The organism is Streptomyces sp. NPDC055506 (assembly GCF_053643595.1).
The window spans coordinates 1-23924 of sequence record NZ_JBSHKH010000127.1 but is presented as its reverse complement, the minus strand read 5'-3'; the positions used below and the strand labels follow the sequence as shown (position 1 = coordinate 23924).

Below are 23924 nucleotides of genomic sequence, written 5' to 3'. Positions count from 1 at the left end.
CGCCGGAGCAGGCGTGCACGCCACCGCGTACGGGTCCCCGGGTGCGTCAGCCGCAGCTGCCGCTGATCCACCGGTGCGAGCGGACCTTGTACGTACCGGCCAGGTTGCCGCCGTGCTGCTGCCGGGTGCAGCCGACCCGGTCGCTGTAGTCGGCGCCCCGGTAGTAGGCGACACCGGTGGAGCTGCTGGTGCCGGCGTTCCACACCGACTTCACATTGGTCGTGGCTGCCCAGGAACACCGGATGGCGCCGCTCTGCCAGTCGGGGTCGGCCACGTCCCACGCGCACTTGCTGCCGGTGAAGTTGGCGCCGGTCCAGAAACAGATGTGCCCACTCGCGCAGTCCACCGCCGCGGGAGCGGCCGGGGCGGCCGAAGCGGAGGACGGCACGGCCAGCGTGGTGATCGCGGCGGCGCTGACGGCGAGGACCGCGAACAGCGGTGTGGTGCGGGAGTTCCTGCGGACGGAAAGGCGCATGAGCCTGGTCTCCTCGAGGGGTCGGAGGGCCGGTCGTTCGGACGGCCCGACGCTGGCAAGGCACGACCCGGCCGGGCAAGGACGGCGGGGGCGGCTGGGATGCCGGGACGACTGTGACGCCGGTCAACTGGCGCGTTCCGGAACCGTTGGGACGGCCATGGGACGCCTTTGGTGGCACAGTGGCGGTCCGAGACGCCCGACCAGCGTCCGTGGGGGTATCCGAGGGGGGAACCCGATGTCCGCATGCCCGGAAACGGAACGGTTCGCCGCGCTGTTGCGTGCGCTGAAGAGCCGGTCCGGGATGAGTTACGAGGCACTCGCCAGGAAGTCCGGCCTCGCCGGTTCGACACTGCACCGCTACTGCCGGGGCACATCGGTGCCCCAGGACTACGGCAGCGTCCACCGGCTGGCCACCGTCTGCGGCGCGACCCCGGAGGAACTCCGCACCCTGCACCGCCTGTGGGCCCTGGCGGACTCGGCGAGAACCGCGGCGGCCGGTGCCGGGGAAGAGACATCGGAAACAAGAACGCAGACGGAGCAGGACACAGGACAGGAAGCGGAAGAAGAAGAGACGGAGCCGGAAGCCGAGGGAGAGGGGGAGGGGGAAGGGGAACCGGCCCGTGACGCCGCCGGGGAGCCCGGCCCCGAACCGGCCCCCGCGGCCCGGCCCGCCGACGGCCGGCGCGGAGTCGGACAGCCCGCCTCCGCCCCCCGAACTCCGCACGACCGCTCACGCAGGCGCCGCCTCCGCACCTCCGTCGTCACCGCCGCGATCCTCGCGGCCCTCAGTGTCTCCGCCTGGGCGCTGTACGGCGCCCGGACGCCGTCCGGCGGTGGCGGTGGCGGGCGCGGCTCCGGCGACGACCGGCCGTTGTTCTCGGCCAACTGCCCACCCGTGATCGCCATGGGCGAGCACGACGAGTGTGTACGGGAGGTGCAGCGCCTGCTGCACGCCAAGGGCGCGGACATCGGCGTCGACGGCAGCTTCGGGCCGCAGACCCTGCGCCGTGTCACCGCCTTCCAGGTGCTGGCCGGGATCCAGCCCAACGGCGTCGTCGAGGAACCCACCAAGAAGGCGCTGTACGCCTCACGGGTCCGGATGAGCGTGTGGTCGCAGGAGAAGGTGCGGCAGCGGGTCCGGGAGGTGTTCCCCGAGGTTCCGGACAAGGCGGTGGCCATCGCCGACTGCCAGTCCTTCCTGGACCCGCTGCACATCCTGCCCAACACCAACGGCACCCGGAACTGGGGCCTGTTCCAGATCTCCGACGCCAGGCTGCGCGAACTGGGCGGTACCCCGCGTCAGGCCCTGGACCCGGAGTGGAACATCCAGGCGGCCAGACGGCTGTGGAGCGAGGACCGCGACTTCGGTGACTGGCCGCACTGCGCACGGGCCGCCGAAGCCACGCCGGCCACTTCCCTCACAGCGACACCGACACCGCGTTGAACGTCGTCTGAGGCGTCTGCGGGCTGGTGAAGCGGGCGTTGACGAGGTAGAGGCGGTCGCCGAAGCGGGCGGCGGTCGTGGGGACGTCGAAGCGGGGGTCGGTGATCGTCCCGCGCAGGGTGGCCGTGGTGGCGTTCCGGTCGAGGTCCCAGACGGTGATCTTGTTCAGCCGGTTCTGGACGACGTACAGGGTGCGGCCGAGGCGGACCAGGCCGTCGCCGTTGGTCACGTCGGCCGCGCCCGTCAGCGCGACCTCGGTGGCGTGACCGTTCCTGATGTCGACGGTGTACAAGCGGCCCGCGTTGACGACGATCAGGCCGCGTCCGTCGGGGGTGGCGACCAGGCCGTTGGCGCTGTTGGTCCCGGCCGGTGCCTGCACCCACTCGCCGGTGAGCGGGAGAGCGCGGACCTCGCCCTCGCGGCCGCGCGGGACGCCGTAGAGGACGGCGTCCCGGGAGTCGGTGAACCAGGCGCGGTCCCGGTGCAGGACGACGTCGTTGATGAAGGGCGCGGCGTTCCGGGCGAGCTGGTAGGTGGTCAGCAGCTCACCGCTGCGGGCGTCGACGACCTTCGCGGTCCCTCCGGCGCCGCCCGCCACGTACAGCAGCCCGTCGCGGTCCAGCTTCAGGCCGATCGAGGCGAGGCCGGTGGCGCCCCGGTGGAGGATGCCGCCCTCGCCGGTGCGCAGGTCGGTGCGGTAGATCGAGCCGTCGGCACGGGAACCCATGTACGCGTACGGCCTGCTGCCTATGGTGATCCCCTCGGGGAGCCACCCGTCGGGCAGCGGGAACTCGCTCGGCCAGGCCGAGCCCTGCGCCGAAGCCCCGGGCGAGGCCTGTGCCGTGCCCGTACCGGCGGCCACGAGCGCGGCGACGGCCCCGCCGAGGACGGCCCGGCGGGACGGCTGGAAGTGGTTCCGGGTCATGATCGCGCCTCCGTGGGAGGGAAGGTGGGGGTGTGCCTCGATGAAACGCGAAACACCCCGTGCACCGCTCCCGGTTGGCGAACTCGACAGGAACCCGACAGAAGCCCGGCGCTCCTACGCCGTGCGCACCTTGTACGCCGTGACCCGTACCTCCTCGTCGTCCAGGCACTGCCCGGTCGCCAGGTCGAAGCGCTGCTTCAGCAGGGGCGAGGCGACGAACGGGCGGCCCTGGTGGGTGCCCGTCAGGCCGCGGGAGAGGACGGCCGCGCCGGTGAAGGGGTCGCGGTTGTCGATGGCGAACAGCTCGCCGGAGCGGTCGCGGAAGATCGCGGCCTGGTGGCCGTCGGGCAGCAGGGCCGCCACCCCGCGGCCCGGGAGCAGCGTGCTCAGGTCGCAGACCGTGAACCAGTCGCCGTCCAGGGCGAGTTCGATCTTCAGCTCGGTGGTCTCGGGTGCCAGGGTCATCGCTGGGCGCTTCCTTCCAGAACGTCGGCGGGTCGCATACCGATGGACAGCAGCGGCAGGTCGGGCTTCATCTGGTCGCGCTCGGGCACGAAGGCGACGACCGGGTCCGGGGTGTCCGGCGCGTTCACGAAGGACACGAACCGGGCGAGCTTCTCGGGGTCGTTGATGGTCTCGGCCCACTCGTCGCGGTAGTGCGCGACATGCGCCCGCATCAGCTTCTCCAGCTCGTCGCAGATGCCGAGCGAGTCGTGGACGACGACGTCCCGTACGTGGTCGAGGCCGCCGGGGATCCGCTCCAGCCAGGTCGAGGTGCGCTCCAGACGGTCGGCCGTGCGGATGTAGAACATCAGGAACCGGTCGATCAGGCGGATCAGCTCGGCGTCGGACAGGTCCTGGGCCAGCAGGTCCGCGTGGCGCGGGGTCGCGCCGCCGTTGCCGCCGACATAGAGGTTCCAGCCGTTGGCCGTGGCGATCACGCCGAAGTCCTTCGACTGGGCCTCGGCGCACTCGCGCTGGCAGCCGGAGACCGCCGACTTGAGCTTGTGCGGCGACCTGAGCCCCCGGTAGCGCAGCTCCAGGTCGATCGCCATCCGGACGGAGTCCTGGACGCCGTAGCGGCACCAGGTCTGGCCGACGCAGGACTTCACCGTGCGCAGGGACTTGCCGTAGGCGTGTCCTGACTCGAAGCCGGCGTCGACCAGGCGGGCCCAGATCAGCGGGAGCTGCTCGACGCGGGCGCCGAACATGTCGATCCGCTGACCGCCGGTGATCTTCGTGTAGAGGCCGAAGTCGCGGGCGATCTCGCCGATGACGATCAGCTTCTCCGGGGCGATCTCGCCGCCGGGGATGCGCGGCACGACCGAGTAGGAGCCGTTCTTCTGCAGGTTGGCCAGGAAGTGGTCGTTGGTGTCCTGGAGGGAGGCCTGCTCGCCGTCGAGGACGTAGCCGCTCGCGCCGATCGCCGGGGCGAGGGAGGCGATGATCGAGCCGACGGCCGGCTTGCAGATCTCGCAGCCGTCACCGCCCCGGGCCTCCTCGCGGCCGTGCTTGTCCAGCAGGTCCTGGTAGGTGTTGATGCGCAGGGCGTGGACGATCTCGTAGAGCTCCTCGCGGGTCTGCCCGAAGCAGCCGCACAGGCCCTTGTCGACCTCGATGCCGCTGGCCTCCAGCTCGGCGTTGACGAGCTGGCCGAGGACCTTGACGCAGGAGCCGCAGCCGGTGCCGGCCTTGGTGCACTTCTTCACCTCGGGCACGGTCGTGCACTGGTGGTCGGTGACCGCGCCGCGGATCGTGCCCTTGGAGACGTTGTGGCAGGAGCAGACGATCGCGTCGTCCGGCAGCGCGGACGGGCCGAGCTGGACGGACTCCCCGGCCCCCGCGGGCAGCACGAGCGACTCGGGGGAGACCGGCGGGACCGAGCCGGTGAAGGCCTTCAGCGTGCCGTACGCCTCCGCGTCGCCGACCAGGATGCCGCCGAGCAGAGTGCCGTCGCGGCCGATGACCAGCTTCTTGTACAGGCCGGAGCGGGAGTCGGAGTAGACGACGTCCAGGCAGTCCTCGGCGGTGCCGTGCGCGTCACCGAAGGACGCCACGTCGACGCCGAGCAGCTTCAGCTTGGTGGAGAGGTCGGCACCGGTGAAGGAGGCCTCGTCGGCCGCGATGGTGGCCGCCGCCGTCTCCGCCTGCTCGTAACCGGGCGCCACCAGGCCGTACACCCGGCCGTCGGAGGCCAGGGCGCACTCGCCGATCGCGAACACGTGCGGGTCGTTCACCGTGCGGCACTGCTCGTCGACCGTGATGCCGCCGCGCTCGCCGACCGTCAGACCGCAGTCGCGGGCCAGCTGGTCGCGGGGGCGGACACCGGCGGAGAACACCACCAGGTCGGTGGCGAGTTCGGAGCCGTCGGACAGCTTCATGCCGGTCACGGCGCCGTCCTCGCCGACCACGACCTCCTGTGTGCCCACGCCCGTGTGGACGCTCAGGCCCATCTCCTCGATGGTGCGCAGCAGGGCCGCGCCGCCGCCCTCGTCGACCTGCACCGGCATCAGACGCGGCGCGAACTCCACGATGTGGGAGGTCAGTCCGAGCCCCTTGAGGGCACCGGCCGCCTCGAGCCCGAGCAGCCCGCCGCCGACCACGGCACCCACCTGGGCGTTCTTCGCGTACTCCTCGATCGCGAGCAGATCCTCGATCGTGCGGTAGACGAAACAGCCCTCGGCGTCCTTGCCCGGGACCGGCGGCACGAACGGGTAGGAGCCGGTGGCCAGGACCAGCACGTCGTAGTCGACGACGAGACCGGAGCGGGCGGTGACCCTGCGGGCCTCCCGGTCGACGGTCTCGGCCGGGTCGCCCACGTGCAGCTCGATGCCGTGGTCCTTGATGAACTCCATGTCCGTCATGGACAGGTCCTCGGGCGTCCTGCCCGCGAAGTACGAGGTGAGCTGCACCCGGTCGTACGCCGGACGCGGCTCCTCGCAGAGCACGACCACGCGATGCGTGGCGGTCAGGCCGCGCTCGGCGAGCGCCTCGAGGAAGCGCTGGCCGACCATGCCGTGGCCGACGAGCACGATCGTGGGGGTGGCCTCCGTGGCCTCCGGGGTGGCGGTCATCAGGAGCCTCCGTCGTTGGTGAGCAGGTGGAGCAGCGGGCCGCCGTCGGAGGGGAGCGGCTCTGCTCCCTCCCAGGCGCGGGCGAGCGCGCCGACGGTGCCGAGTTCGCCGACGAGAACCCCGCCGACCAGGCGGTCGTCGCGGACGACGACCTTGCGGTAGGTGCCGCGGGTGGCGTCGGCGAGCTGGACGACGTCGTCGCCCGGAAGGGCCTCGGTCTCGCCGAACGCGGCGAGGTCGAAGGGGCTGTCGTGCCCCGTGAGCGTGAGCCGGGTCAGCGAACGCGTGCCGGTGTAGCGGGCGGTCTCGTCACCGGCCAGCAACTCGGCGAGCGCGTCGGCCTGTTCGAGCGCCGGGGTGGCGAGGCCGTAGAGCACACCGTCGTGCTGGGCGCAGTCGCCCACGGCGTGGATGTACGGGTCGGAGGTGCGCAGCTCGTCGTCGACGACCACGCCCTTGCGGACGTCGAGCCCGGCGGCCTGCGCGAGACCCACACGCGGGTGCACACCGCAGGCGACGACCACCAGGTCGGCGTCGAGCGCGTACCCGTCGGCCATCTCCACCGAGCGGACGGCACCGCCGACACAGCGCACGTCCCGTACGCGGCACTCGGTGTGCACCTCGACGCCCAGGTCGGTCAGATGCCGCTTGACGAGCTTCGACGCGGCCGGGTCGAGCTGGCGCTCCATGAGTCGCTCGGACTGCTGGGCGAGCACGACCTGGGCGCCGCGCAGGGCGAGCGCGCGGGCCGCGGAGACCCCGAGGAGCCCGCCGCCGATGACGACGGCCTTCGCCCCCGGCCGGACCGCCTTGGAAAGACCCAGGCAGTCGTCCATGGTCCGGAAGGCGTGCACGCCCTCGGGCAGTTGGTGGTCCTCGGTGAACAGCCCGCGCAGCGGCGGCAGTACGGGGTTGGAGCCGGTGGCCAGCACCAGCCGGTCGTATGCGATCACCGAACCGTCCGCGCACGCGACGGTCCGCGCGTCACGGTCGATACCCGTGACCCGGCCGCGGGTCAGTTCCGCGGGCGCCGGCAGGGCGATCACCTCGGGGCTGTACCGTCCGGCCAGCACCTCGGCGAGCAGCACCCGGTTGTAGGGCCGGTGCTCCTCCTCGCCGATCAGCAGCGCGGGCGTGCCGAGCTCACCGAGCCGCCGGGCGAGCCGTACGCCCGCGAGGCCGGTGCCGATCACCACCACACGCTCATTCGAGGTCATGTCTTCGAGCGTGCGGTGCCGGTGTTACCCGGCAGCATCACATCTGTTTCCCACGGGGAACGCTGCCCTCAGCGGGAGCGGGGGGCGGATGTGAGGGTTCCTGAACTGCGGCGAGGGCGGGCTGTGAGGGGCGCGCACGGGCCTCGCATAGGGTCTCGATCATGCCCGACATATCGCTGACCATGATCGTTCTGCTGTGCCTGGCGGCGCTCGCCGCCGGATGGATCGACGCCGTGGTCGGCGGCGGCGGGCTGCTCCTGTTGCCGGTGCTGCTCCTGGGCCTGCCCTCACACACGCCCGCCGCGCACGCGCTCGGCACCAACAAGGCGGTCGCCATCGTCGGCACGACGGGCGCGGCGGTGACCTACGCCCGCAAGGCCCCGGTGGATGTCCGAACCGCGGTCCGCATCGGTCTCGCCGCCCTCGCCGGCTCCTCCGCCGGGGCCTTCTTCGCGGCCGGGATGAGCACCGACGTCCTCAAGCCGGTGATCATGGTGGTACTGCTCGCGGTCGCGGCCTTCGTGATCCTGCGGCCCGCCTTCGGCACGGCCCCCGCGACCGGCCCGGCCACCCGCCGCCGGATCCTCGCGGCGATCGGCCTCGCGGGCCTCGGCATCGGCTTCTACGACGGCCTCATCGGCCCCGGCACAGGCACCTTCCTGGTCCTCGCCCTGACCGCGGTCCTCCACCTCGACCTGGTCGCCGCCTCCGCGACCGCCAAGATCGTCAACTGCTGCACCAACGCGGGCGCCCTCGCCACCTTCGCCTGGCAGGGCGCGGTCCTGTGGCAACTCGCCGCCCTGATGGCCGTCTTCAACCTGGCCGGCGGCACCCTGGGCGCCCACACCGCCCTGAAGAAGGGCAGCGGCTTCGTCCGCATCGTCCTGCTGACGGTGGTCTTCGCCCTGGTGGCGAACCTGGCGTACGAGCAGTGGCTGGCCTGATGGGCAGCGCCCTAGGGGGCGCGGGGAACTGCGCGACCGGCCACGACGGTGCCGCGGGCGAACGACGGCACATCGCGGCACGCGCGTCACTCATTCGACCTCGCGGGGCGGCTGTTCAAGCGGGTGCCGGGGGTGTCCTGAGCGAGCAGTTCGACGATCCCCGTCCCGTCCTCGTCGCCGTGCCCCAGGGCGAGGCGCCGCTCCATCAGGGCCATGTACGGGGTCAGCAGCTCCGGGCTGACCCGCTGTTCCTCGGCCGTGCGCAGCAGTGTGGTGTTGCCCGCGACCTGCATGGCGAGGTTGGAGACGACGTTCCTGGTGTAGTCGCCGCTCTCCAGCTGGTCGGCGGTCTGGTGCACGGCCGGGGCCATCGCGGTCAGCCAGTCCATGAGCAGCGGCGCGAAGTCCTTCGGTGCGATGTCCTCCGGGCGGATCAGCGCGAAGGCGTGTGTGATGCCCGCGAACATGCCGCTCATCGCGCTCAGCAGCGCCACGTCGTACAGCGCGGCGAAGCCCGGGTCGGCCCCGACGAAGCGGGTGCCGGCCGGGACGGCGAGGGTGTCCCGGTGTTCCTCGAACAGCTCGGGGGAGCCGCTGTAGAAGACGTAGCCGCCGGAGTCGGCGGCCCCGATCATCGGCGGTACGGCCATGATCCCGCCGTCCAGGAATCGGGCGCCCCGGGCGTCGGCCCAGGCGGCGCGGGTGCGGCCCTGGGCCGGGGTGCCCGTAGTGAGGTTCACCAGGTCGCGCCCCGCCAGATCGGCCCCTTCCAGGGCTTCGCCCACGGAGGCGTCGTCGAGCAGGCAGGCGATCACAAGGCGGTTCGCGGCCACCGCCTCGGCGGCCGTCGCTGCCACGGCCGCGCCCTCGGCGGCCAGGGCTTCGGCGCGGGCGGGGGTGCGGTTCCAGACGGTCACCGGGTGGCCGGCGGCGAGCCAGGCACGGGCGAGGGCGGTGCCCATCGCGCCGGCGCCGAGGAGGGTGAGGGGCGTGCGGGGAACATCGGCGTTGTCAGTCATGGCGTTTAGGGTCGTCGCAAGGGAATGGCCTGCTCAAGTACGTACTTGGAAGTGGGTGGTTACCTCGGGGGAAGCATGCAGGCAGCAGGGGAAGGGGCTCGGGCATGGGGACGACGGTGCGGCGGCCGGGTGCGTACATCTGCGGGATCGACGCCGCGATGGACGTGATCGGCGGCAAGTGGAAGGTGCTCATCCTCTGGGCGCTGAACGAACGGCCCTGCCGCTTCGGCGAGCTGCGCAGGGAGCTGCCGGGCGTCACCGAGAAGGTGCTCGCCTCGCAGCTGCGGGAGATGGAGGCCGACGGCCTGGTGCACCGCGAGGCGTACGACGAGGTGCCGCCCCGCGTGGAGTACTCACTGACGCCGCGGGGCCTGTCCCTGAACGAGGCCTTGGAACCTCTCGGAGCCTGGGGGAGGGCCAACATCCTGGGCGGGTCACCGGCTCCCGGTCAGGTGCGCGAAGACGACCACGTTGCCCTGATAGCCGGTGGCCCGTGAGTAGCCCCCGCCGCAGGTGATGACCCGCAGCTCGGGGCGGCGGGCGGGGCCGTAGACCTTCTCGTCGGGGAAGTCCTTCGCCGCGTACGCCTCGACGGCGTCCACGGTGAACACGGCGACCGTGCCGTCGCGCCGGTCCACCTCGATCGTGCTGCCCTTGGTCAGGGCGCCCAGGCCGTAGAAGACGGCGGGGCCGTCGGCGTTGTCGACATGTCCTGCCACGATCGCGGTGCCCCGTTCGCCGGGAGTGGTGCCGGCCTCGTACCAGCCGGCGAGGTTCCCACGCGTGGCGGGCGGTGCGTCCAGGCTGCCGGTCTTCGTCAGGCCGAGCCCGGTCAGGGGCGCGTTCACCCGGATCGCCGGGATGCGGATGCGGTCGGGCGGCGAGGGCGGCAGCGCGGGCGCGGCATGCCGCTCACCGGCCCGGCCGGCCTGTCCGGCCCGGACCTCCTGCCCGTCCTGGCCGTCCTGCCCGTCCTGGCCTGCGCGGGCCTGTGCCAGGGAGGGCTGGGGCGGGGCGTGTGTCTCGGCGCCGTTGCGCAGCAGCCACGCGCCGGAGCACAGGGCGAACACCGTGACGGCCGCCATGGCGGCGTTGGCCGGGTTGCCGAACGTGTTGCCGTACCTGGGGAATCTGCGCATGGCCGGCCCTTTCCTGATCTGCCCTCTGCGTTCCAGGAGCCCTGCGGGCCCCGTACCCCCCTCCGGGCCGCGAGGGGCGTCGGACCCGGAGGGGGAGGGGACATGCGGTACCGGCGACGGACAGCGGAGGGTGTCCGTCAGATCCCGTCGCCTCTCGCCCGGCGATGCAGGAGCCAGGTACCGCCCGCGGCGGCGACGGCGAGGGCCGCCACACCGGCCGCGGTCTGCACGGGATCGGGGCCCAGGGTGCCGCCGACCCCCGTCTTCACACTCCCCCTGGGATGGACCTGCTGGCGTACGGCCGTCAGCGTGACCACCAGGTCCCCCGTGACCACCCGGCCGCTGCCGGTGCACGTCGCGGTGATCTCGTACGTCCCCGGCTGCGCGCTCGGCGGCACCCTGAACCGCCCGGTCGCGTCCTGGTCGTCCGGGCCCGGTGCCAGGCTGAGGGAACCGGCCCCGACCGCGCTGGCGTCACCCGTCGCCGTGCCGCCGTCGCCGCAGGCCGCCGTGCGCACGGTGACCTGTCCGCCCGGGACCACCGAGGAGGGGGATACCTCCAGACCACCGGCGGCGCCGTGCGCGGGGGCGGCGGCGAGGGCCGCGGCGGCGACGGCGAGCGCGGTGCCGGCCAGCGGCCTGGCGGTACGTCGCATCGGTGCTCCTTCGAGCGGTTCGTTCGTGCACCTGCCCTTCCGAGGTAACGGGCAGCGCGGCGACCGCGCTTTCTGAGGGGGTGTCAGAATTGGGGTGAATGGGTGTCGGGGGTGCTGGCCCCGATGGCCTGCCGGAGGGTGTTTCGGCAGGTCAAGGGTGCTGCCGAGGGTGGGTGCCGGAAAAGCCCGACGAGCGCGTGTGAACGGGTGACCCGGACAGGGGGCACATTCGGGCTTGACCTCAACAAAAGTTGAGGTACGAGTCTGTCCCGTATGAACTCAGCCGCTACGCACGCACCCACCCCTGTCCGGCCCACGACCGAGCCCCTCCGGGTGACCCTCGTCGTCGGCAGCAACCGACACGGCCGCTTCGGTCCCGTCGTGGCCGACTGGCTCCTCGGTCATCTCCGGGACCGGGACGACCTGGTCGCCGAGGTCGTGGACGTCGCCGAGACCGAGTTGCCGATGTCCTTCGAACCGACCCCCAGGGCGACCGCCGCCCTCTCCGGCATCACCCCGAAACTGGCCCGCGCGGACGCCTTCGTCGTCCTCACCCCCGAGTACAACCACTCCTACCCGGCGGGCCTGAAGAACCTCGTCGACTGGCACTTCGCCGAGTGGCGGGCCAAGCCGGTCGCCCTCGTCTCCTACGGCGGACTGTCCGGCGGCCTGCGCGCGGTGGAGCACCTCCGCCAGGTCTTCGCCGAACTCCACGCCGTGACGGTCCGCGACACCGTCTCCTTCCACAACGCGGGCGCGTCCTTCGACGACGAGGGCACCCTGCGCGACCCCACGGCCCCGGACGCCGCCGCGAAGACCATGCTGGACCAACTGGTGTGGTGGGGCGAGACGTTGCGCGACGCGAGGGAGACCCGACCGTACGGGGGCTGACGGGCTGACGGGCTGACGGGCTGACCTGCTCTCCGGCTGCCCGGCTGCCCGGCTGCCCGGCCGCCCGGCTGCCCCGCTGTCCGGCGGTCCGGCTGTTCCGCTGTGCGGTAGGCCCGGCTGTCCGGTCGTCCGGTCATCGGCGTTCGCGGTCCGGCAGACCCGGCAGACCCAGCTGAGCGGCCGCCCAGCCATCGGCGTCCGCCCGGCTGCTGAGGGAGCGCGCCATGGTTCCGACCGGCCTCGGGGTCCGTCCGTGTCCCCGGCCTTGCCGGTGAGCGCCGCGCGCGTGGCCACCGGCCTCGGGTGGCGTGGCCGGGACTCGCTTCGGTGCCCGCACCGCCGAGTACCAGGCCGATGCCGGCCCGGGGCATCGTGGCCTCATCCCGTCTCGGGGACCGTGCCCGTACCCGTACCCGTACGCGGCCCGCCGGTCGGCGCCCCCGCACTAGCCCGCTACTGACCCCGGACCTGCGGTCACGCCCCACCAGGCACCCTTACCTCTGGACCCCGCGCTTCACGCAATCAGCTACGAAGGAGCGCACCCGCCCCGGCATCCATCCACACCCACACCCCTACCCCCGCCAATCCCCGCCCAGGATCCGCTTCCCCCCGCCCCGAAGCCGCGCGGCCACAGCCGGGCCGGCGACATACACCCAGGCTCGGACCGTCGCCCCGTCCGCGTCCCTCACGACCTTGCGCTCGACGCGCTCGTACAGGCTGCGCGGATCGCCCGGTACGTAGTCCTCCAGCCGGTCCAGCTCTTCGAGCAGCGCCTCGTAGAACTCCGGCAGTGCGGTGACCAGCTCGCCGTTCACCGTGCCGCCACCCGGTTCCTCGACGGCGTAGGGGTAGCCGGGGCCGGCGTACAGGACCGTGTCCGCGAGGCGCCCCGGGGCCTCGGAGCGGGTGCGGCCCCGCAGGAAGAGGTCGTGATTGACCTCGCCGGGGCGGAGCGTGCCGTAGACGAAGAAAGGGAGGGTCACAGGAACGATTCTGCACCCTCACACACCTGCACAACGGGCCTATGGACATGCCAGGTCCGGGCCGAATTAACTCGCGGTCAACATCAACGCCGCCCCCGGTCGACCCCACGCGACCGGGTGCGCCCGTATGAGGAGACCGATGAGTCGGATACGTCCCGTCCGAGGTTCCCGTCTCGCCACCGCAGGCGTGGCCGCCACCGGCATCGGCGCCCTGGTAGCCGCCGTACTTTCCCCCACCGCCCAGGCGGACGAACGGCCGACCCGGTCCGACGCGATCGAGAGCGCGGAGACGGTCCTCGCCGACCGGGCCGCGGAACTGGGCCTGGGAGCGGACCAGGAGACGAAGGTCCGGGACGTGGTCGTCGACGAGGACGGTACCCAGCACGTCCGCTACGACCGCACCTACCACCGACTCCCGGTCCTCGGCGGCGACTTCGTGCTCCACCTGAACCCGGACGGCACGTACCGCGGCGCGAACCGCGCGACGAAGTCCGCACTCTCCATAGCCAGTGTCACCCCCAAGGTGACCGCCCCGAAGGCCGCCGACCTGGCCGCGAGCCTGCTGCGCGCCGCACACCTCGGCGAGACCCTGAAGAAGCTGACCGCCAAGCCGCGCCTGGTCGTCGACGCCCTGCACGGCGCCCCGAAGCTGGCCTGGCAGACCGACGCGGTCGCGCACGACGAGGTCGGCAACCCCGTAGGGCGCACGGTGCTGACCGACGCGACGACCGGCGACCGAATAGACGCCTGGGACACCATGGAGACGGTGTCGGGCGACGGCAAGTCCCTCTACGGCGGCACGGTTCCGCTGGAGACGACGAAGTCCGGGTCGTCGTACCGGCTGAAGGACGCGACGCGCGGCGGCACGTACACCGGCGACGCGGAGAACAAGACGGACAAGTGCCTGCTCACGGTCTGCGTGACCCGCGCCCCCGCGACGCTCTTCACCGACGCGGACAACCACTGGGCCACGGGCGCGACCTCCGACCGCGCCACGGTGGCGGTGGACGCGCAGTACGGCACGGACGTCACCTGGGACTACTACAAGAACGTCCACGGCCGCAGCGGCATAGCCGGCGACGGCAAGGGCTCCTTCAACCGCGTCCACTACGGCAAGAACTACAACAACGCCTTCTGGGACGACAACTGCTTCTGCATGACGTACGGCGACGGCGACGGCAAGCAGCTCGGTCCGCTGGTGTCGCTGGACGTGGCCGGGCACGAGATGTCCCACGGCGTCACCTCGAAGACGGCGGCGCTGACGTACTCGGGCGAGTCCGGCGGACTGAACGAGGCCACCTCGGACATCTTCGGCACGCTGGTGGAGTTCCACGCGAACAACGCCAAGGACCCCGGTGACTGGCTCATCGGCGAGAAGGTCGTCCGCTCCGGGCTCGGCCGGGAGGCCCTGCGCCGCATGGACAAGCCGTCGAAGGACGGCAAGTCCGCCGACTGCTGGAGCGACAAGGTCGCCGACCTCGACGTGCACTACTCCTCGGGCGTCGGCAACCACTTCGCGTACCTGCTCGCGGAGGGCAGCGGCGCCAAGACGATCAACGGCGTCAGCCACTCCTCCCCGACCTGCGACGGCGTCACGGTCAAGGGCATCGGCAAGGCCAAGCTGGGCAAGATCTGGTACCGCGCCCTGACGGTCTACATGACCTCCTCGACCGACTACGCCGCCGCCCGCAAGGCGACGCTGAACGCCGCGAAGGACCTCTACGGCAGCGGCAGCACGGAGCAGAAGGCCGTCGCCGCCGCCTGGAGCGCGGTCGACGTGGGCTGAGGCCCCTAACGACCCGGCCCCTTCGGCCCTCGGTGGTGTCCGCAGTTCGGGTGCGGACACCACCGAGCCCTGTCTCGGGGCATCCCGCTCCACTACTCCCAGACCACTACATTGCGCCGCACCGGCACGGACGAGGAGCCGGTCGCGAAGAGCTCGGGTGAGTGGGCCCGGATGCGCTCGATGTCGCTGAAGACGGCGCGCAGATGCGTACGCATGGCCGCGCGGGCCAGTGCGAGGTCGCCGCCGACGACCGCGTCGAAGATCTCCCGGTGCTGGTCGGCGAAGACCGCGGGTGAGACGTTCTCGTGCAGGCCCAGCCGGCGGGCCCGGTCCAGATGGCCCTTGGCCGCGGCGACCGTGGTCCACACGTTGCCGTGGCCGCCCAGCCGCATCAGGCCGTGGTGGAAGGCCTCGTCCAGCTCGAAGAACTCCTCCAGGCCCAGGGGTGTGCGCTGCTGCCGGGCGAGGTTGTCCCGCAGTTCCGCCACGACCGACGCGTCCAGCTCGGACGGCAGGGCGTCCAGCGAGGCCAGTTCGACGGCCTCCCGCAGGAACTGCGCGTCCGCGACCTGTGCCGGGTCCACCCGGGACACGAAGGACCCGATCTTGGGGAAGATCTGCACCAGCCCGTCCTGGGCCAGCAGGATCAGGCTCTCCCGTACCGGGGTGCGGCTCACGCCCAGGGACGCGGCCAGCTCGTTCTCCGACAGCGCGGCGCCCGGGGGGAGTTCGAGGGTCAGCACCATCTGACGCAGCTTCAGGTAGATGGAGCGCCGGCTGGTCCGCCGGTTCGTCTGGGCCATGTGCACATCCTACGTATTGAAGCGAGGGTATTGCTCCCCTGTGCGACAGGTGCTTGTATACAAGCACTGCACGACAGGGAAGGAGAGCCCCTCAGTGAGCACCATCGAGCGCGTCGAGGTCTTCGTCGCCTCCCCGGGCCGCACATTCGTCACCCTGCGCGTCACCACCTCGGACGGCGTGACCGGCCTCGGCGACGCCACGCTCAACGGGCGCGAGCTGGCCGTGGCGAGCTATCTGCGCGACCACCTCGCCCCGCTGCTGATCGGCCGCGACCCGGCGCGCATCGAGGACACCTGGCAGTACCTCTACAAGGGCGCCTACTGGCGGCGCGGCCCGGTCACCATGACGGCCATCGCCGCCGTCGACACGGCCCTGTGGGACATCAAGGGCAAGACCGCCGGGCTCCCCGTGTACGAGCTGCTCGGCGGCCGCTCCCGGGACGGCGTCCTGGTCTACTCGCACGCCAGCGGCACGGACGTGCCCTCCCTCCTCGACGACGTAGAGCGCTATCTGGAGCTCGGCTACAAGGCCGTACGCGCCCAGGCGGCCGTCCCGGACGTCGGCGGCACCTACGGCGTCCGCAAGGGCAAGGTCTACGAACCGGCCGCGACCGATCTGCCCGACGAGCAGCCCTGGGACACCGAGGCCTACCTCGGCTTCGCGCCGACGTACCTGGAGGCCGTACGGGAGCGCTTCGGCTTCGGCTTCCACCTCCTGCACGACGTGCACCACCGGCTGACCCCGATCGAGGCGGCCCGCTTCGGCAAGAGCGTCGAGGCCTGCCGGCTGTTCTGGATGGAGGACCCCACCCCGGCCGAGAACCAGGAGGCGTTCCGGCTCATACGGCAGCACACCACGACACCGATCGCCGTCGGCGAGGTGTTCAACTCGATCTGGGACGTCCAGCACCTCATCACCGAGCAGCTCATCGACTACGTGCGCACCACCGTGGTCCACGCGGGCGGAATCACCCACCTCCGCCGGATCTTCGACCTCGCCGCGCTCTACCACGTACGCACCGGCTCGCACGGCGCCACCGACCTCTCCCCGGTCAGCATGGCCGCGGCCGTGCACCTCGACATCACCGTGCCGAACTTCGGCATCCAGGAGCACATGGGCCACCCCGACGAGGCCGCCGAGGTGTTCCGCACGGGCGTCACCTTCGCCGACGGCATGCTGCACCCCTCGGACGAGCCGGGCCTCGGGGTCGAGTACGACGAGAAGGCCGCCGAGCGCTTCCCGTACCAGCGGCGCTATCTCCCGGTCGCCCGCCGTCTCGACGGCTCGGTGCACGACTGGTGAGCGGCGTGCGGCAGCTGAACCGCGCAGCGCTCGGCGCCCTCCCGACCACCTCGCGCCCTCGTGTCGACCCCGCCGGACTGCGCACCCGCGTCGTCCACTTCGGCACCGGCGCCTTCCACCGGGCCCACCAGGCCCTCTACACCGAGAACGCCGTCGCGCACTCCGGCGAGCCCTGGGGCATCGCCGCCGTCGCCCCCCGGTCGACGGCGACCGTCGACGCCCTGCGCGCCCAGGACTGCCTGTACTCGGTGACCGAGCGATGTGACGAGGACGGCGTCCCCCGGGTCGTCGGCGCGCTGACCGGCGCGTACGCGCTCGGGCGGGACGGGGCGGCCGTCGACGCCCTGCTCACCGACCCCGAGGTGACGGTGGTGACGCTGACGATCACGGAGAAGGGCTACCGGGCCGCCGGCCCGGACACGGTGGTCGGGCGCCTCGCCGCCGGGCTGGCCGCGCGGATGCGCTCCGGAGCCGCGCCGATCAGCGTCGTGTCCTGCGACAACATGGCGGACAACGGCGCCGTGCTGCGGACCGCGGTCCAGGACGCCGTGCGCGCCGCGGGCGGGCGCGACCGGGATCAGCTCCTGGACCTGCTCGACCGGCAGGTGGCCTTCCCCGCCACCGTGGTGGACCGGATCGTCCCCGCCACCGCCCCCGGAGACCTCACGGCGACGGCCACCGCGCTGGGCGTCCACGACGCCCTGCCCGTGAGCGGTGAACCGTATCGGCAGTGGGTCCTGGAGGACCGCTTCACCGCCCCGCGTCCCCCATGGGAGCTGGACGGCGCCCTCCTCGTGCCCGATGTCGCCCCCTACCAGCTCACCAAGCTGCGGCTGCTCAACGGCTCGCACTCGGCCCTCGCCTACCTCGGGATCGCCGCGGGCCGCACTACCGTCGCCGACACGATGGCCGACGGCTGGGGCGAGCGGCTGGTCAGGTCCCTGTGCGCCGAGGTCGCGCCCACCCTGCCGCACGGCGGCCCGGACCCCGGCCGGTACGCCGACGACCTGGTCGCCCGCTTCCGCAACCCGGCCATGCGCCACCTGCTGCGGCAGATCGCCTCGGACGGCTCGCTCAAGATCACCGAACGCTGGCTGCCGGCCCTGCGCGCCCTGCGCGAGCGCGGTAAGGCCACCACGGTCCTCGAACTCGCCCTGGCCGGCTGGGTGCACCTCACCCGGGACCACGACATCCCGGACCCCGCCCGGGACGCCCTCACCGCCTGCTGGCGCACCGGAGCGGACGACACGGCCGTCGTCCGCGCGCTCCTCACCACCGTCGGCGCGTCCGACCTCGCGGGCGACTCCGGGCTCGTCACCGCCGTCGTACGGCATCTTCCGGCCCTGCGCGCCGGACACGTGGACCTCTAGGCACCCACAGGATCGTCCCCGCTCACGAACAACGGAGTTCACGATGAAGGACACCACGACCACGGCCGAGCAGGCCGGCGGCGTGCGACGCACCACCCGTGACCTGACCAAGGCCGCCGTCTCCGGCTGGCTGGGCACGGCCATGGAGTTCATGGACTTCCAGCTCTACTCGCTGGCGGCCGCGATCGTCTTCAACAAGATCTTCTTCCCGGACGTCAGCCCCGCCATCGGCCTCATCGCCGCGATGGCCACCTACGGCGTCGGCTACGTCGCCCGGCTCGCCGGCGCGGTCTACTTCGGGAGAATGGGCGACCGGCTCGGCCGCAAGAAGGTCCTGACGATCACCATCCTGCTGATGGGCGCCTCAACCACCCTCATCGGCCTCCTGCCCACCTACGCGACCATCGGCATCATGGCGCCCGTCCTGCTCGTCGTCCTGCGGCTCGCCCAGGGCTTCGGCGCGGGTGCGGAGATCGCGGGCGCGACGGTGATGCTCGCCGAGTACGCCCCCACGAAGCAACGCGGTCTGGTCGCCTCGCTGGTGTCGCTGGGCACCAACTCGGGGACGCTGGCCGCCTCCGGGCTGTGGGCCGTGCTGCTCGCCGTGCTCAGCGAGGAGCAACTGCTGTCCTGGGGCTGGCGGCTGCCCTTCCTGCTGAGCTTCGGACTGCTGCTGTTCGCGGTGTGGCTGCGGCGCAACCTCAAGGAGAGCCCGGTCTTCGAGGAGCGGCCCGACGTCGTGGACGGCGTCGCGATGAGCCGGCGCGAGGTGGAGACGGCCGTCACGAAGGGGGCGGACGACGACGCCGGGCTGCTGGAGGCGGGCCTGAAGCAGCGCAAGGGCAAGGCGTTCTTCCTGGCGCTCGGGCTGCGCTTCGGGCAGGCCGGCAACTCCGGGCTGATCCAGACGTTCCTCGTCGGCTACATCGCCACCGAACTCTCGGCCGAACGCTCCGTACCCACCGACGCCATCGTGTACGGGTCGCTGCTGGGCTTCCTCACGGTGCCGGCCATCGGCATGCTCGGCGACCGCTTCGGGCGCCGCCGGATGTATCTGGCGCTCACCTCGCTCACGGCCCTGGCGGCCTTCCCGCTCATGATGCTGATCACCTCGGGCAGCACGCCCGCCCTCATGCTCGGCATGGTTCTGGGCCTGAACCTCGGCGTCCTCGGACTGTTCGCGCTGGAGAGCGTGACCATGGCCGAACTCTTCGGCTCCCGCACCCGGTTCACCCAGCTCGCGCTGGCCAAGGAGATCGGCGGCGTTCTCGCCACCGCGATCGGTCCGGTCCTCGCGGCGAGCCTCACCGCCGCCACCGGAAGCTGGTGGCCCATCGCGGCGATGCTCGTCGTCTACTCCCTCATCACCCTCGTCAGCGCGCTGCTCTCGCCCGAGACGCGCGGCCGCGACCTGGTCCGCCTGGAGGACGCCGCATGACCACTGTCACCGCCATGAAGGCCGTCGTCGTGCACGGCGCCGGTGACGTCAGGATCGACGAGCGGCCCCGGCCCGAGCCCGCGCGGGACGAGGTGCTGCTCGCCCTGGAGTGGGGCGGCATCTGCGGCTCCGACGTCGCGTACTGGAAGAAGGGCGCCAGCGGTACCGCCGCCCTCGCCCACCCGCTGGTCCTGGGCCATGAGTTCGCCGGCCGGGTCGCGGCGCTGGGCTCCGGGGTGACCGGCCTGTCGGAGGGACAGCCCGTCACCGTCCACCCCGCCCAGCTCGTCGGCGAGCCCTCCGAGCGGCTCGCCGGGCGCACCAACCTCCACGAGCGGGTCCGCTACTTCGGCTCGGCGGCCCTCACCCCGCACACCGACGGCGGGTTCAGCGAGTTCCGTACGGTCCCCGCGGCCCAGGTCCGGCCGCTGCCCGAGGGCGTGGACACCGAGTCGGGCGCCCTCGCCGAGCCGCTGGCGGTCGCCCTGCACGCCGTGGGCCGGGTTCCGGCGCTGCGCGGCCGTACGGTCCTGGTCAACGGGGCCGGTCCGATCGGCTCGCTGGTCGTCGCGGCGGCGAAATACCGCGGCGCCGGTACGGTGTTCGCCGCCGACCTGTCCTCCGCGTCGCTCGCCGTGGCCCGTCGCATGGGCGCCGACGCGACGGTCGACGTCTCGCGGGGCGAGGAACTGCCGCAGGACATCGACGTCGTCTTCGAGGCGTCCGGCGCACCGGCCGCGCTGGGGGCGGTCCTGCGGGCCACGGCCCGGGGCGGCACCCTCGTACAGGTCGGGAACCTGCCGGGCACGGCCGAGCCCGCCGTCCTGGGCGACCTGGTCACCCGGGAGATCACCTGGATCGGCTCCTACCGTTTCGTCGACGAGATCGACGACGCCCTGACCGCCCTGCGCGACGGCCTGGACGTCTCACCCGTCATCAGCCACCGCTTCCCCCTGGAACAGGCCGAGCGGGCCCTCACGGTCGCGGCGGACCCGGCGAGCGCGAGCAGCAAGGTGATGCTGCGGCTCGGCGGGGGAGCGCCGGCCGTCCCCTGACAGCACGCCCGTAGTCCCAGGTTTCCCGTTCCCGTAGGAGAACTCCGTGCCCCACCCGACCGCCGTATCCCCCGAGCACGTGCCGGCGGACGTCGTGTGTCTCGGCGAGACCATGGCCGTGCTCAGCCCGCCGGACGACCGGCCGCTCGCCGACCAGTCCGCGCTCCGTCTCTCCGTCGGCGGCGCCGAGTCCAATGTGGCCTGCGGGCTGGCCGCGCTCGGGCATCGCGCAGCCTGGCTGAGCCGGGTGGGCGACGACGCGTTCGGGCGGCGCATCCGCTCCGAACTCGCGGCCCGGGGCGTCGAGGTGGGCGCCGTCGCCGTCGACCCGGCGCATCCGACCGGCGTGTACTTCAAGGACCCGGGCCCGGACGCCACCCGGCCCCTGTACTACCGAAGCGGATCGGCCGCGGCCCACATGGGACCGGAGCTGGCCGGCGCGCCCGGGTTGCGGGGGCCGCGGATCGTGCACGTGTCGGGCATCACCGCGGCGCTGTCCGGCAGTTGCGCGCGTCTCCTGGAGGAGATCGTCGTACACCGCACGCCGTGGGAATCGGCGGGGCCCAGGCCGCTCGTCTCCTTCGACGTCAACCACCGCCCCGCCCTCTGGAGCGGGCGGACCGCCGACGCGGCACCGGCGCTGCGGGACCTGGCCCGTGCCGCGGACCTGGTGTTCGTCGGGCGTGACGAGGCCGAGGCCCTGTGGGGCACGGCCCACCCCGACGACATCGCGGGCCTGCTCGCCCCGGCCCCGCTCATCGTCGTCAAGGACGCAGAGCACGGCGCCACCTCGTACGCGGCGGGTGAGGCCACCTTCGCGCCCGCCCTCGCCGTCGAGGTCGTGGAACCGGTCGGCGCGGGCGACGCCTTCGCCGCCGGATATCTGTCCGGGGTCCTGCGGGACGCCGACGAGGAGTCCCGGCTGCGCCTCGGCCACCTGACGGCGGCGACAGCGCTCCGCAGCCGGGACGACATTCCCGACCTCGGCGAGGCCCTGGCCCCGACCTGGCGCTGATCCCGGCCGCCTCGGCCATCTGACGGCGGCGACAGCGCTCCGTAGCCGGGACGACATCCCCGACCTCGGCGAGGCCCTGGCCCCGACCCGGCGCTGACCCCGGCCACTCAGCCCCGCACCGTCTCCAACCGCACCGCACACGCCTTGAACTCCGGCATCCGGGAGGTCGGGTCGAGCGCGGGGTTGGTGAGGGTGTTGGCGCGGCCCTCGCCCGGCCAGTGGAAGGGCATGAACACGGTGTCGGGGCGGATGGCGTTCGTGATCCTCGCGGGCGCCACGGCCCGCCCCCGCCGCGACACGACGGCGACCGGATCCCCCTCGGCCGCCCCGAGCCGCGCCGCCAGCCGCGGATGCAACTCCACGAACGGCCCGGGCGCCGCGGCGTTCAGCTCCGCCACACGCCGCGTCTGCGCCCCGGACTGATACTGCGCCACGACCCGCCCGGTGGTCAGCAGCACGGGGTACTCGTCATCCGGCTCCTCGGCGGTCGCCCTATGCGAGACCGGAACGAACCGGGCACGTCCGTCGGGAGTGGCGAAACGGTCGAGGAAGAGGCGGGGGGTGCCGGGGTGCGCCACGGCTGTGGTGTCACCCGCGGCCTCCGGCCCCACCGCCTCCGCAGCACCCGGACAAGGCCAGAACACCCCGTCCTCCTCCACCAGCCGGCGATACGTGATCCCCGAGTAGTCCGCCGGGCCGCCCGCGCTCGCTCGGCGGAGTTCCTCGAAGACCTCCTCGGGGTCGGTCGGGAAGCCCTTCTCCACGCCCAGCCGGGCGGACAGTTCGTGGAGGACCTCCAGGTCGCTGCGGATGCCCTCGGGCGGGGTGATCGCCCGGCGGCGGAGCAGGACCCGGCCCTCGAGGTTGGTCGTCGTGCCCGTCTCCTCCGCCCACTGCGTGACCGGCAGGACCACGTCCGCCAGCTCTGCCGTCTCCGACAGCACCACGTCGCACACGGCCAGGAAGTCCAGCGACCTGATGCGCTCCTCGATGTGCGCGGCACGCGGCGCCGACACCACCGGGTTGGACGCCATCAGCAGCAGGGATTTGATGTCCGTGCCCAGCGCGTCCAGCAGTTCGTACGCACTGCGCCCCGGGCCCGGCAGCGACTCCGGGTCGACACCCCACACCTCGGCGACATGCCGCCGTGCCGCCGGATCGTCGAGCTTGCGGTAGCCCGGCAACTGGTCGGCCTTCTGCCCGTGTTCGCGTCCGCCCTGCCCGTTGCCCTGCCCGGTCAGACAGCCGTACCCGGACAGCGGACGGCCCGCCCGGCCGGTCGCCAGGCACAGGTTGATCCACGCGCCCACCGTGTCCGTGCCCTTGGACTGCTGCTCGGGCCCGCGCGCGGTGAGCACCATCGCCGACTCCGGCTCGCAGAACAGCCGTACGGTCTCCCGCAGTTCGGGAACGGACACCCCCGTGATCCGCTCCACGTACTCCGGCCAGTGCGCCATCGCGGCGGCCCGCGCGTCCTCCCAGCCCGCCGTGCGCTCCTGGACGTACTCCTCGTCCACCCGCCCCTCGGCGATCACCAGGTGCAGCAGGCCCAGCGCCAGCGCCAGGTCCGTGCCCGGCCGGGGCGCCAGGTGCAGATCCGCCTGCTCGGCGGTCTTCGTGCGGCGCGGGTCGATCACGATCAGCGTGCCGCCGTTCTCCCGCAGCTCGTTGAAGAACCGGAGCGACGGCGGCATGGTCTCCGCGAGGTTCGACCCGACGAGGATCACACAGCCGGTCTTCGGGATGTCCTCCAGCGGGAACGGCAGCCCCCGGTCGAGACCGAACGCCTTGATGCCGGCGGCGGCCGCCGACGACATGCAGAAGCGGCCGTTGTAGTCGATCTGGGACGTGCCGAGCACGACCCGCGCGAACTTGCCGAGCGTGTACGCCTTCTCGTTCGTCAGACCGCCTCCGCCGAACACCCCGACCCCGTCCGGCCCGTGCTCGGCGCGCGTCCTTCGCAGCCCCGCGGCGATCCGGTCCAGCGCCTCGTCCCAGGAGGCGGGCACCAGCTCGCCCCCGGACCGCACCAGGGGCGAGGTAAGACGGACGCCCGAGGCCAGCACCGCGGGTGCCGTACGGCCCTTGCCGCACAGCGCGCCCCGGTTCACCGGGAAGTCCGCGCGCTCGCTCACCTCGACGGTCCCGTCCGGCGTGGGCGTCAGGTTCATCCCGCACTGCAGGGCGCAGTACGGGCAGTGCGTGGGCGTGGCGGTGTTCTGCATACCGTTCAGCGTGCTTCGGCCGTGTTACGCGCGGCACGGTCCCCTGTTACACGGCCGGGACGGGGACCTCCCCGCCACCGCCCGGCCCGCGTGAGGCACGGCCCCGCCCAGGGGGTGACGTACGGATCGGGGGTGGGAGCGCGCCGGCCGCGCTCCCACCCG

The 23924-nt window shown here is 72.5% G+C and carries 21 protein-coding genes; 10 read left to right on the top strand and 11 right to left on the bottom strand.

Features of this window, described 5'->3' with window-relative positions; all coding sequences use genetic code 11:
• Positions 1–46: 46 nt before the first annotated feature.
• The gene (locus ACWIF2_RS33200) at positions 47–475 is read right to left on the bottom strand and encodes a peptidase inhibitor family I36 protein (RefSeq protein WP_454364601.1); all 429 of its coding nucleotides are present in this window, start codon (positions 473–475) and stop codon (positions 47–49) included.
• Positions 476–710: 235 nt separating this feature from the next.
• Here ACWIF2_RS33200 and ACWIF2_RS33195 point away from each other — a divergent pair, with 235 nt between their 5' ends.
• On the top strand, positions 711–1919 hold the full coding sequence (locus tag ACWIF2_RS33195) for a helix-turn-helix domain-containing protein (protein ID WP_454364600.1): 1209 nt from the start codon (positions 711–713) through the stop codon (positions 1917–1919).
• Here ACWIF2_RS33195 and ACWIF2_RS33190 read toward each other — a convergent pair.
• The 4 genes from ACWIF2_RS33190 to ACWIF2_RS33175 form a co-directional block, all read right to left on the bottom strand.
• The gene (locus tag ACWIF2_RS33190; protein WP_454364599.1) at positions 1894–2844 is read right to left on the bottom strand and encodes an SMP-30/gluconolactonase/LRE family protein; all 951 of its coding nucleotides are present in this window, start codon (positions 2842–2844) and stop codon (positions 1894–1896) included. The genes ACWIF2_RS33195 and ACWIF2_RS33190 overlap by 26 nt on opposite strands.
• Before the next feature lie 114 nt (positions 2845–2958).
• Complete coding sequence (nirD, locus tag ACWIF2_RS33185; RefSeq protein WP_454364598.1) at positions 2959–3309, bottom strand: nitrite reductase small subunit NirD; 351 nt, start codon at positions 3307–3309, stop codon at positions 2959–2961.
• A complete protein-coding gene (gene nirB, locus ACWIF2_RS33180; RefSeq protein WP_454364597.1) occupies positions 3306–5918 on the bottom strand; it encodes a nitrite reductase large subunit NirB in 2613 nt (870 codons plus the stop codon). Before nirB ends, nirD begins: the two co-directional genes overlap by 4 nt.
• Positions 5918–7135, bottom strand: coding sequence for an NAD(P)/FAD-dependent oxidoreductase (locus ACWIF2_RS33175; RefSeq protein ID WP_454364596.1), 1218 nt, complete (start codon positions 7133–7135; stop codon positions 5918–5920). Before ACWIF2_RS33175 ends, nirB begins: the two co-directional genes overlap by 1 nt.
• A gap of 161 nt (positions 7136–7296) precedes the next feature.
• Here ACWIF2_RS33175 and ACWIF2_RS33170 point away from each other — a divergent pair, with 161 nt between their 5' ends.
• Positions 7297–8079, top strand: coding sequence for a sulfite exporter TauE/SafE family protein (locus tag ACWIF2_RS33170; RefSeq protein ID WP_454364595.1), 783 nt, complete (start codon positions 7297–7299; stop codon positions 8077–8079).
• An 86-nt stretch (positions 8080–8165) separates the two neighbouring features.
• Here the strand turns inward: ACWIF2_RS33170 and ACWIF2_RS33165 are convergent, their stop codons facing one another.
• Positions 8166–9098: an NAD(P)-dependent oxidoreductase gene (locus ACWIF2_RS33165; RefSeq protein WP_454364594.1), complete on the bottom strand. Its 933-nt coding sequence runs from the start codon at positions 9096–9098 to the stop codon at positions 8166–8168.
• Between the two features lie 104 nt (positions 9099–9202).
• Between ACWIF2_RS33165 and ACWIF2_RS33160 the strand changes: the two genes are divergently transcribed.
• Positions 9203–9595 carry a winged helix-turn-helix transcriptional regulator gene (locus ACWIF2_RS33160; protein WP_454364593.1) on the top strand — a complete coding sequence of 131 codons (393 nt, stop codon included), beginning with the start codon at positions 9203–9205 and terminating at the stop codon, positions 9593–9595.
• Here the strand turns inward: ACWIF2_RS33160 and ACWIF2_RS33155 are convergent.
• Positions 9533–10237, bottom strand: a complete 705-nt coding sequence (locus ACWIF2_RS33155) for a class F sortase (RefSeq protein ID WP_454364592.1) — start codon at positions 10235–10237, stop codon at positions 9533–9535. The genes ACWIF2_RS33160 and ACWIF2_RS33155 overlap by 63 nt on opposite strands.
• 137 nt (positions 10238–10374) lie before the next feature.
• Positions 10375–10893 carry a hypothetical protein gene (locus ACWIF2_RS33150; protein ID WP_454364591.1) on the bottom strand — a complete coding sequence of 173 codons (519 nt, stop codon included), beginning with the start codon at positions 10891–10893 and terminating at the stop codon, positions 10375–10377.
• 273 nt (positions 10894–11166) lie between these two features.
• Here ACWIF2_RS33150 and ACWIF2_RS33145 point away from each other — a divergent pair, with 273 nt between their 5' ends.
• Positions 11167–11784: an NADPH-dependent FMN reductase gene (locus ACWIF2_RS33145; protein WP_454364590.1), complete on the top strand. Its 618-nt coding sequence runs from the start codon at positions 11167–11169 to the stop codon at positions 11782–11784.
• Positions 11785–12356: 572 nt separating this feature from the next.
• Here the strand turns inward: ACWIF2_RS33145 and ACWIF2_RS33140 are convergent.
• On the bottom strand, positions 12357–12767 hold the full coding sequence (locus tag ACWIF2_RS33140) for a gamma-glutamylcyclotransferase family protein (protein WP_454364589.1): 411 nt from the start codon (positions 12765–12767) through the stop codon (positions 12357–12359).
• 139 nt (positions 12768–12906) lie between these two features.
• On the opposite strand from ACWIF2_RS33140, the gene ACWIF2_RS33135 reads away from it, so the two are divergent.
• Positions 12907–14553 (top strand): M4 family metallopeptidase, encoded by a 1647-nt coding sequence (locus ACWIF2_RS33135; RefSeq protein WP_454364588.1) that lies wholly within the window; start codon positions 12907–12909, stop codon positions 14551–14553.
• Positions 14554–14645: 92 nt separating this feature from the next.
• Here the strand turns inward: ACWIF2_RS33135 and ACWIF2_RS33130 are convergent, their stop codons facing one another.
• Positions 14646–15356: a GntR family transcriptional regulator gene (locus tag ACWIF2_RS33130; RefSeq protein WP_454364587.1), complete on the bottom strand. Its 711-nt coding sequence runs from the start codon at positions 15354–15356 to the stop codon at positions 14646–14648.
• A gap of 94 nt (positions 15357–15450) precedes the next feature.
• Between ACWIF2_RS33130 and manD the strand changes: the two genes are divergently transcribed.
• From manD to ACWIF2_RS33105, 5 genes are read left to right on the top strand one after another with little or no spacing between them, the layout of a single operon-like run.
• A complete protein-coding gene (gene manD / locus ACWIF2_RS33125) occupies positions 15451–16659 on the top strand; it encodes a D-mannonate dehydratase ManD (RefSeq protein ID WP_454364586.1) in 1209 nt (402 codons plus the stop codon).
• A 5-nt stretch (positions 16660–16664) separates the two neighbouring features.
• Entirely contained in the window at positions 16665–18029 is a 1365-nt protein-coding gene (locus ACWIF2_RS33120) for a mannitol dehydrogenase family protein (protein WP_454364585.1), read from the top strand.
• 43 nt (positions 18030–18072) lie between these two features.
• Entirely contained in the window at positions 18073–19467 is a 1395-nt protein-coding gene (locus ACWIF2_RS33115) for an MFS transporter (RefSeq protein WP_454364584.1), read from the top strand.
• Positions 19464–20522, top strand: coding sequence for an L-idonate 5-dehydrogenase (locus ACWIF2_RS33110; protein ID WP_454364583.1), 1059 nt, complete (start codon positions 19464–19466; stop codon positions 20520–20522). Before ACWIF2_RS33115 ends, ACWIF2_RS33110 begins: the two co-directional genes overlap by 4 nt.
• Before the next feature lie 46 nt (positions 20523–20568).
• A complete protein-coding gene (locus ACWIF2_RS33105) occupies positions 20569–21537 on the top strand; it encodes a sugar kinase (RefSeq protein WP_454364582.1) in 969 nt (322 codons plus the stop codon).
• Between the two features lie 107 nt (positions 21538–21644).
• Here the strand turns inward: ACWIF2_RS33105 and ACWIF2_RS33100 are convergent, their stop codons facing one another.
• Positions 21645–23762, bottom strand: a complete 2118-nt coding sequence (locus tag ACWIF2_RS33100) for a molybdopterin oxidoreductase family protein (protein WP_454364581.1) — start codon at positions 23760–23762, stop codon at positions 21645–21647.
• Positions 23763–23924 lie beyond the last annotated feature (162 nt).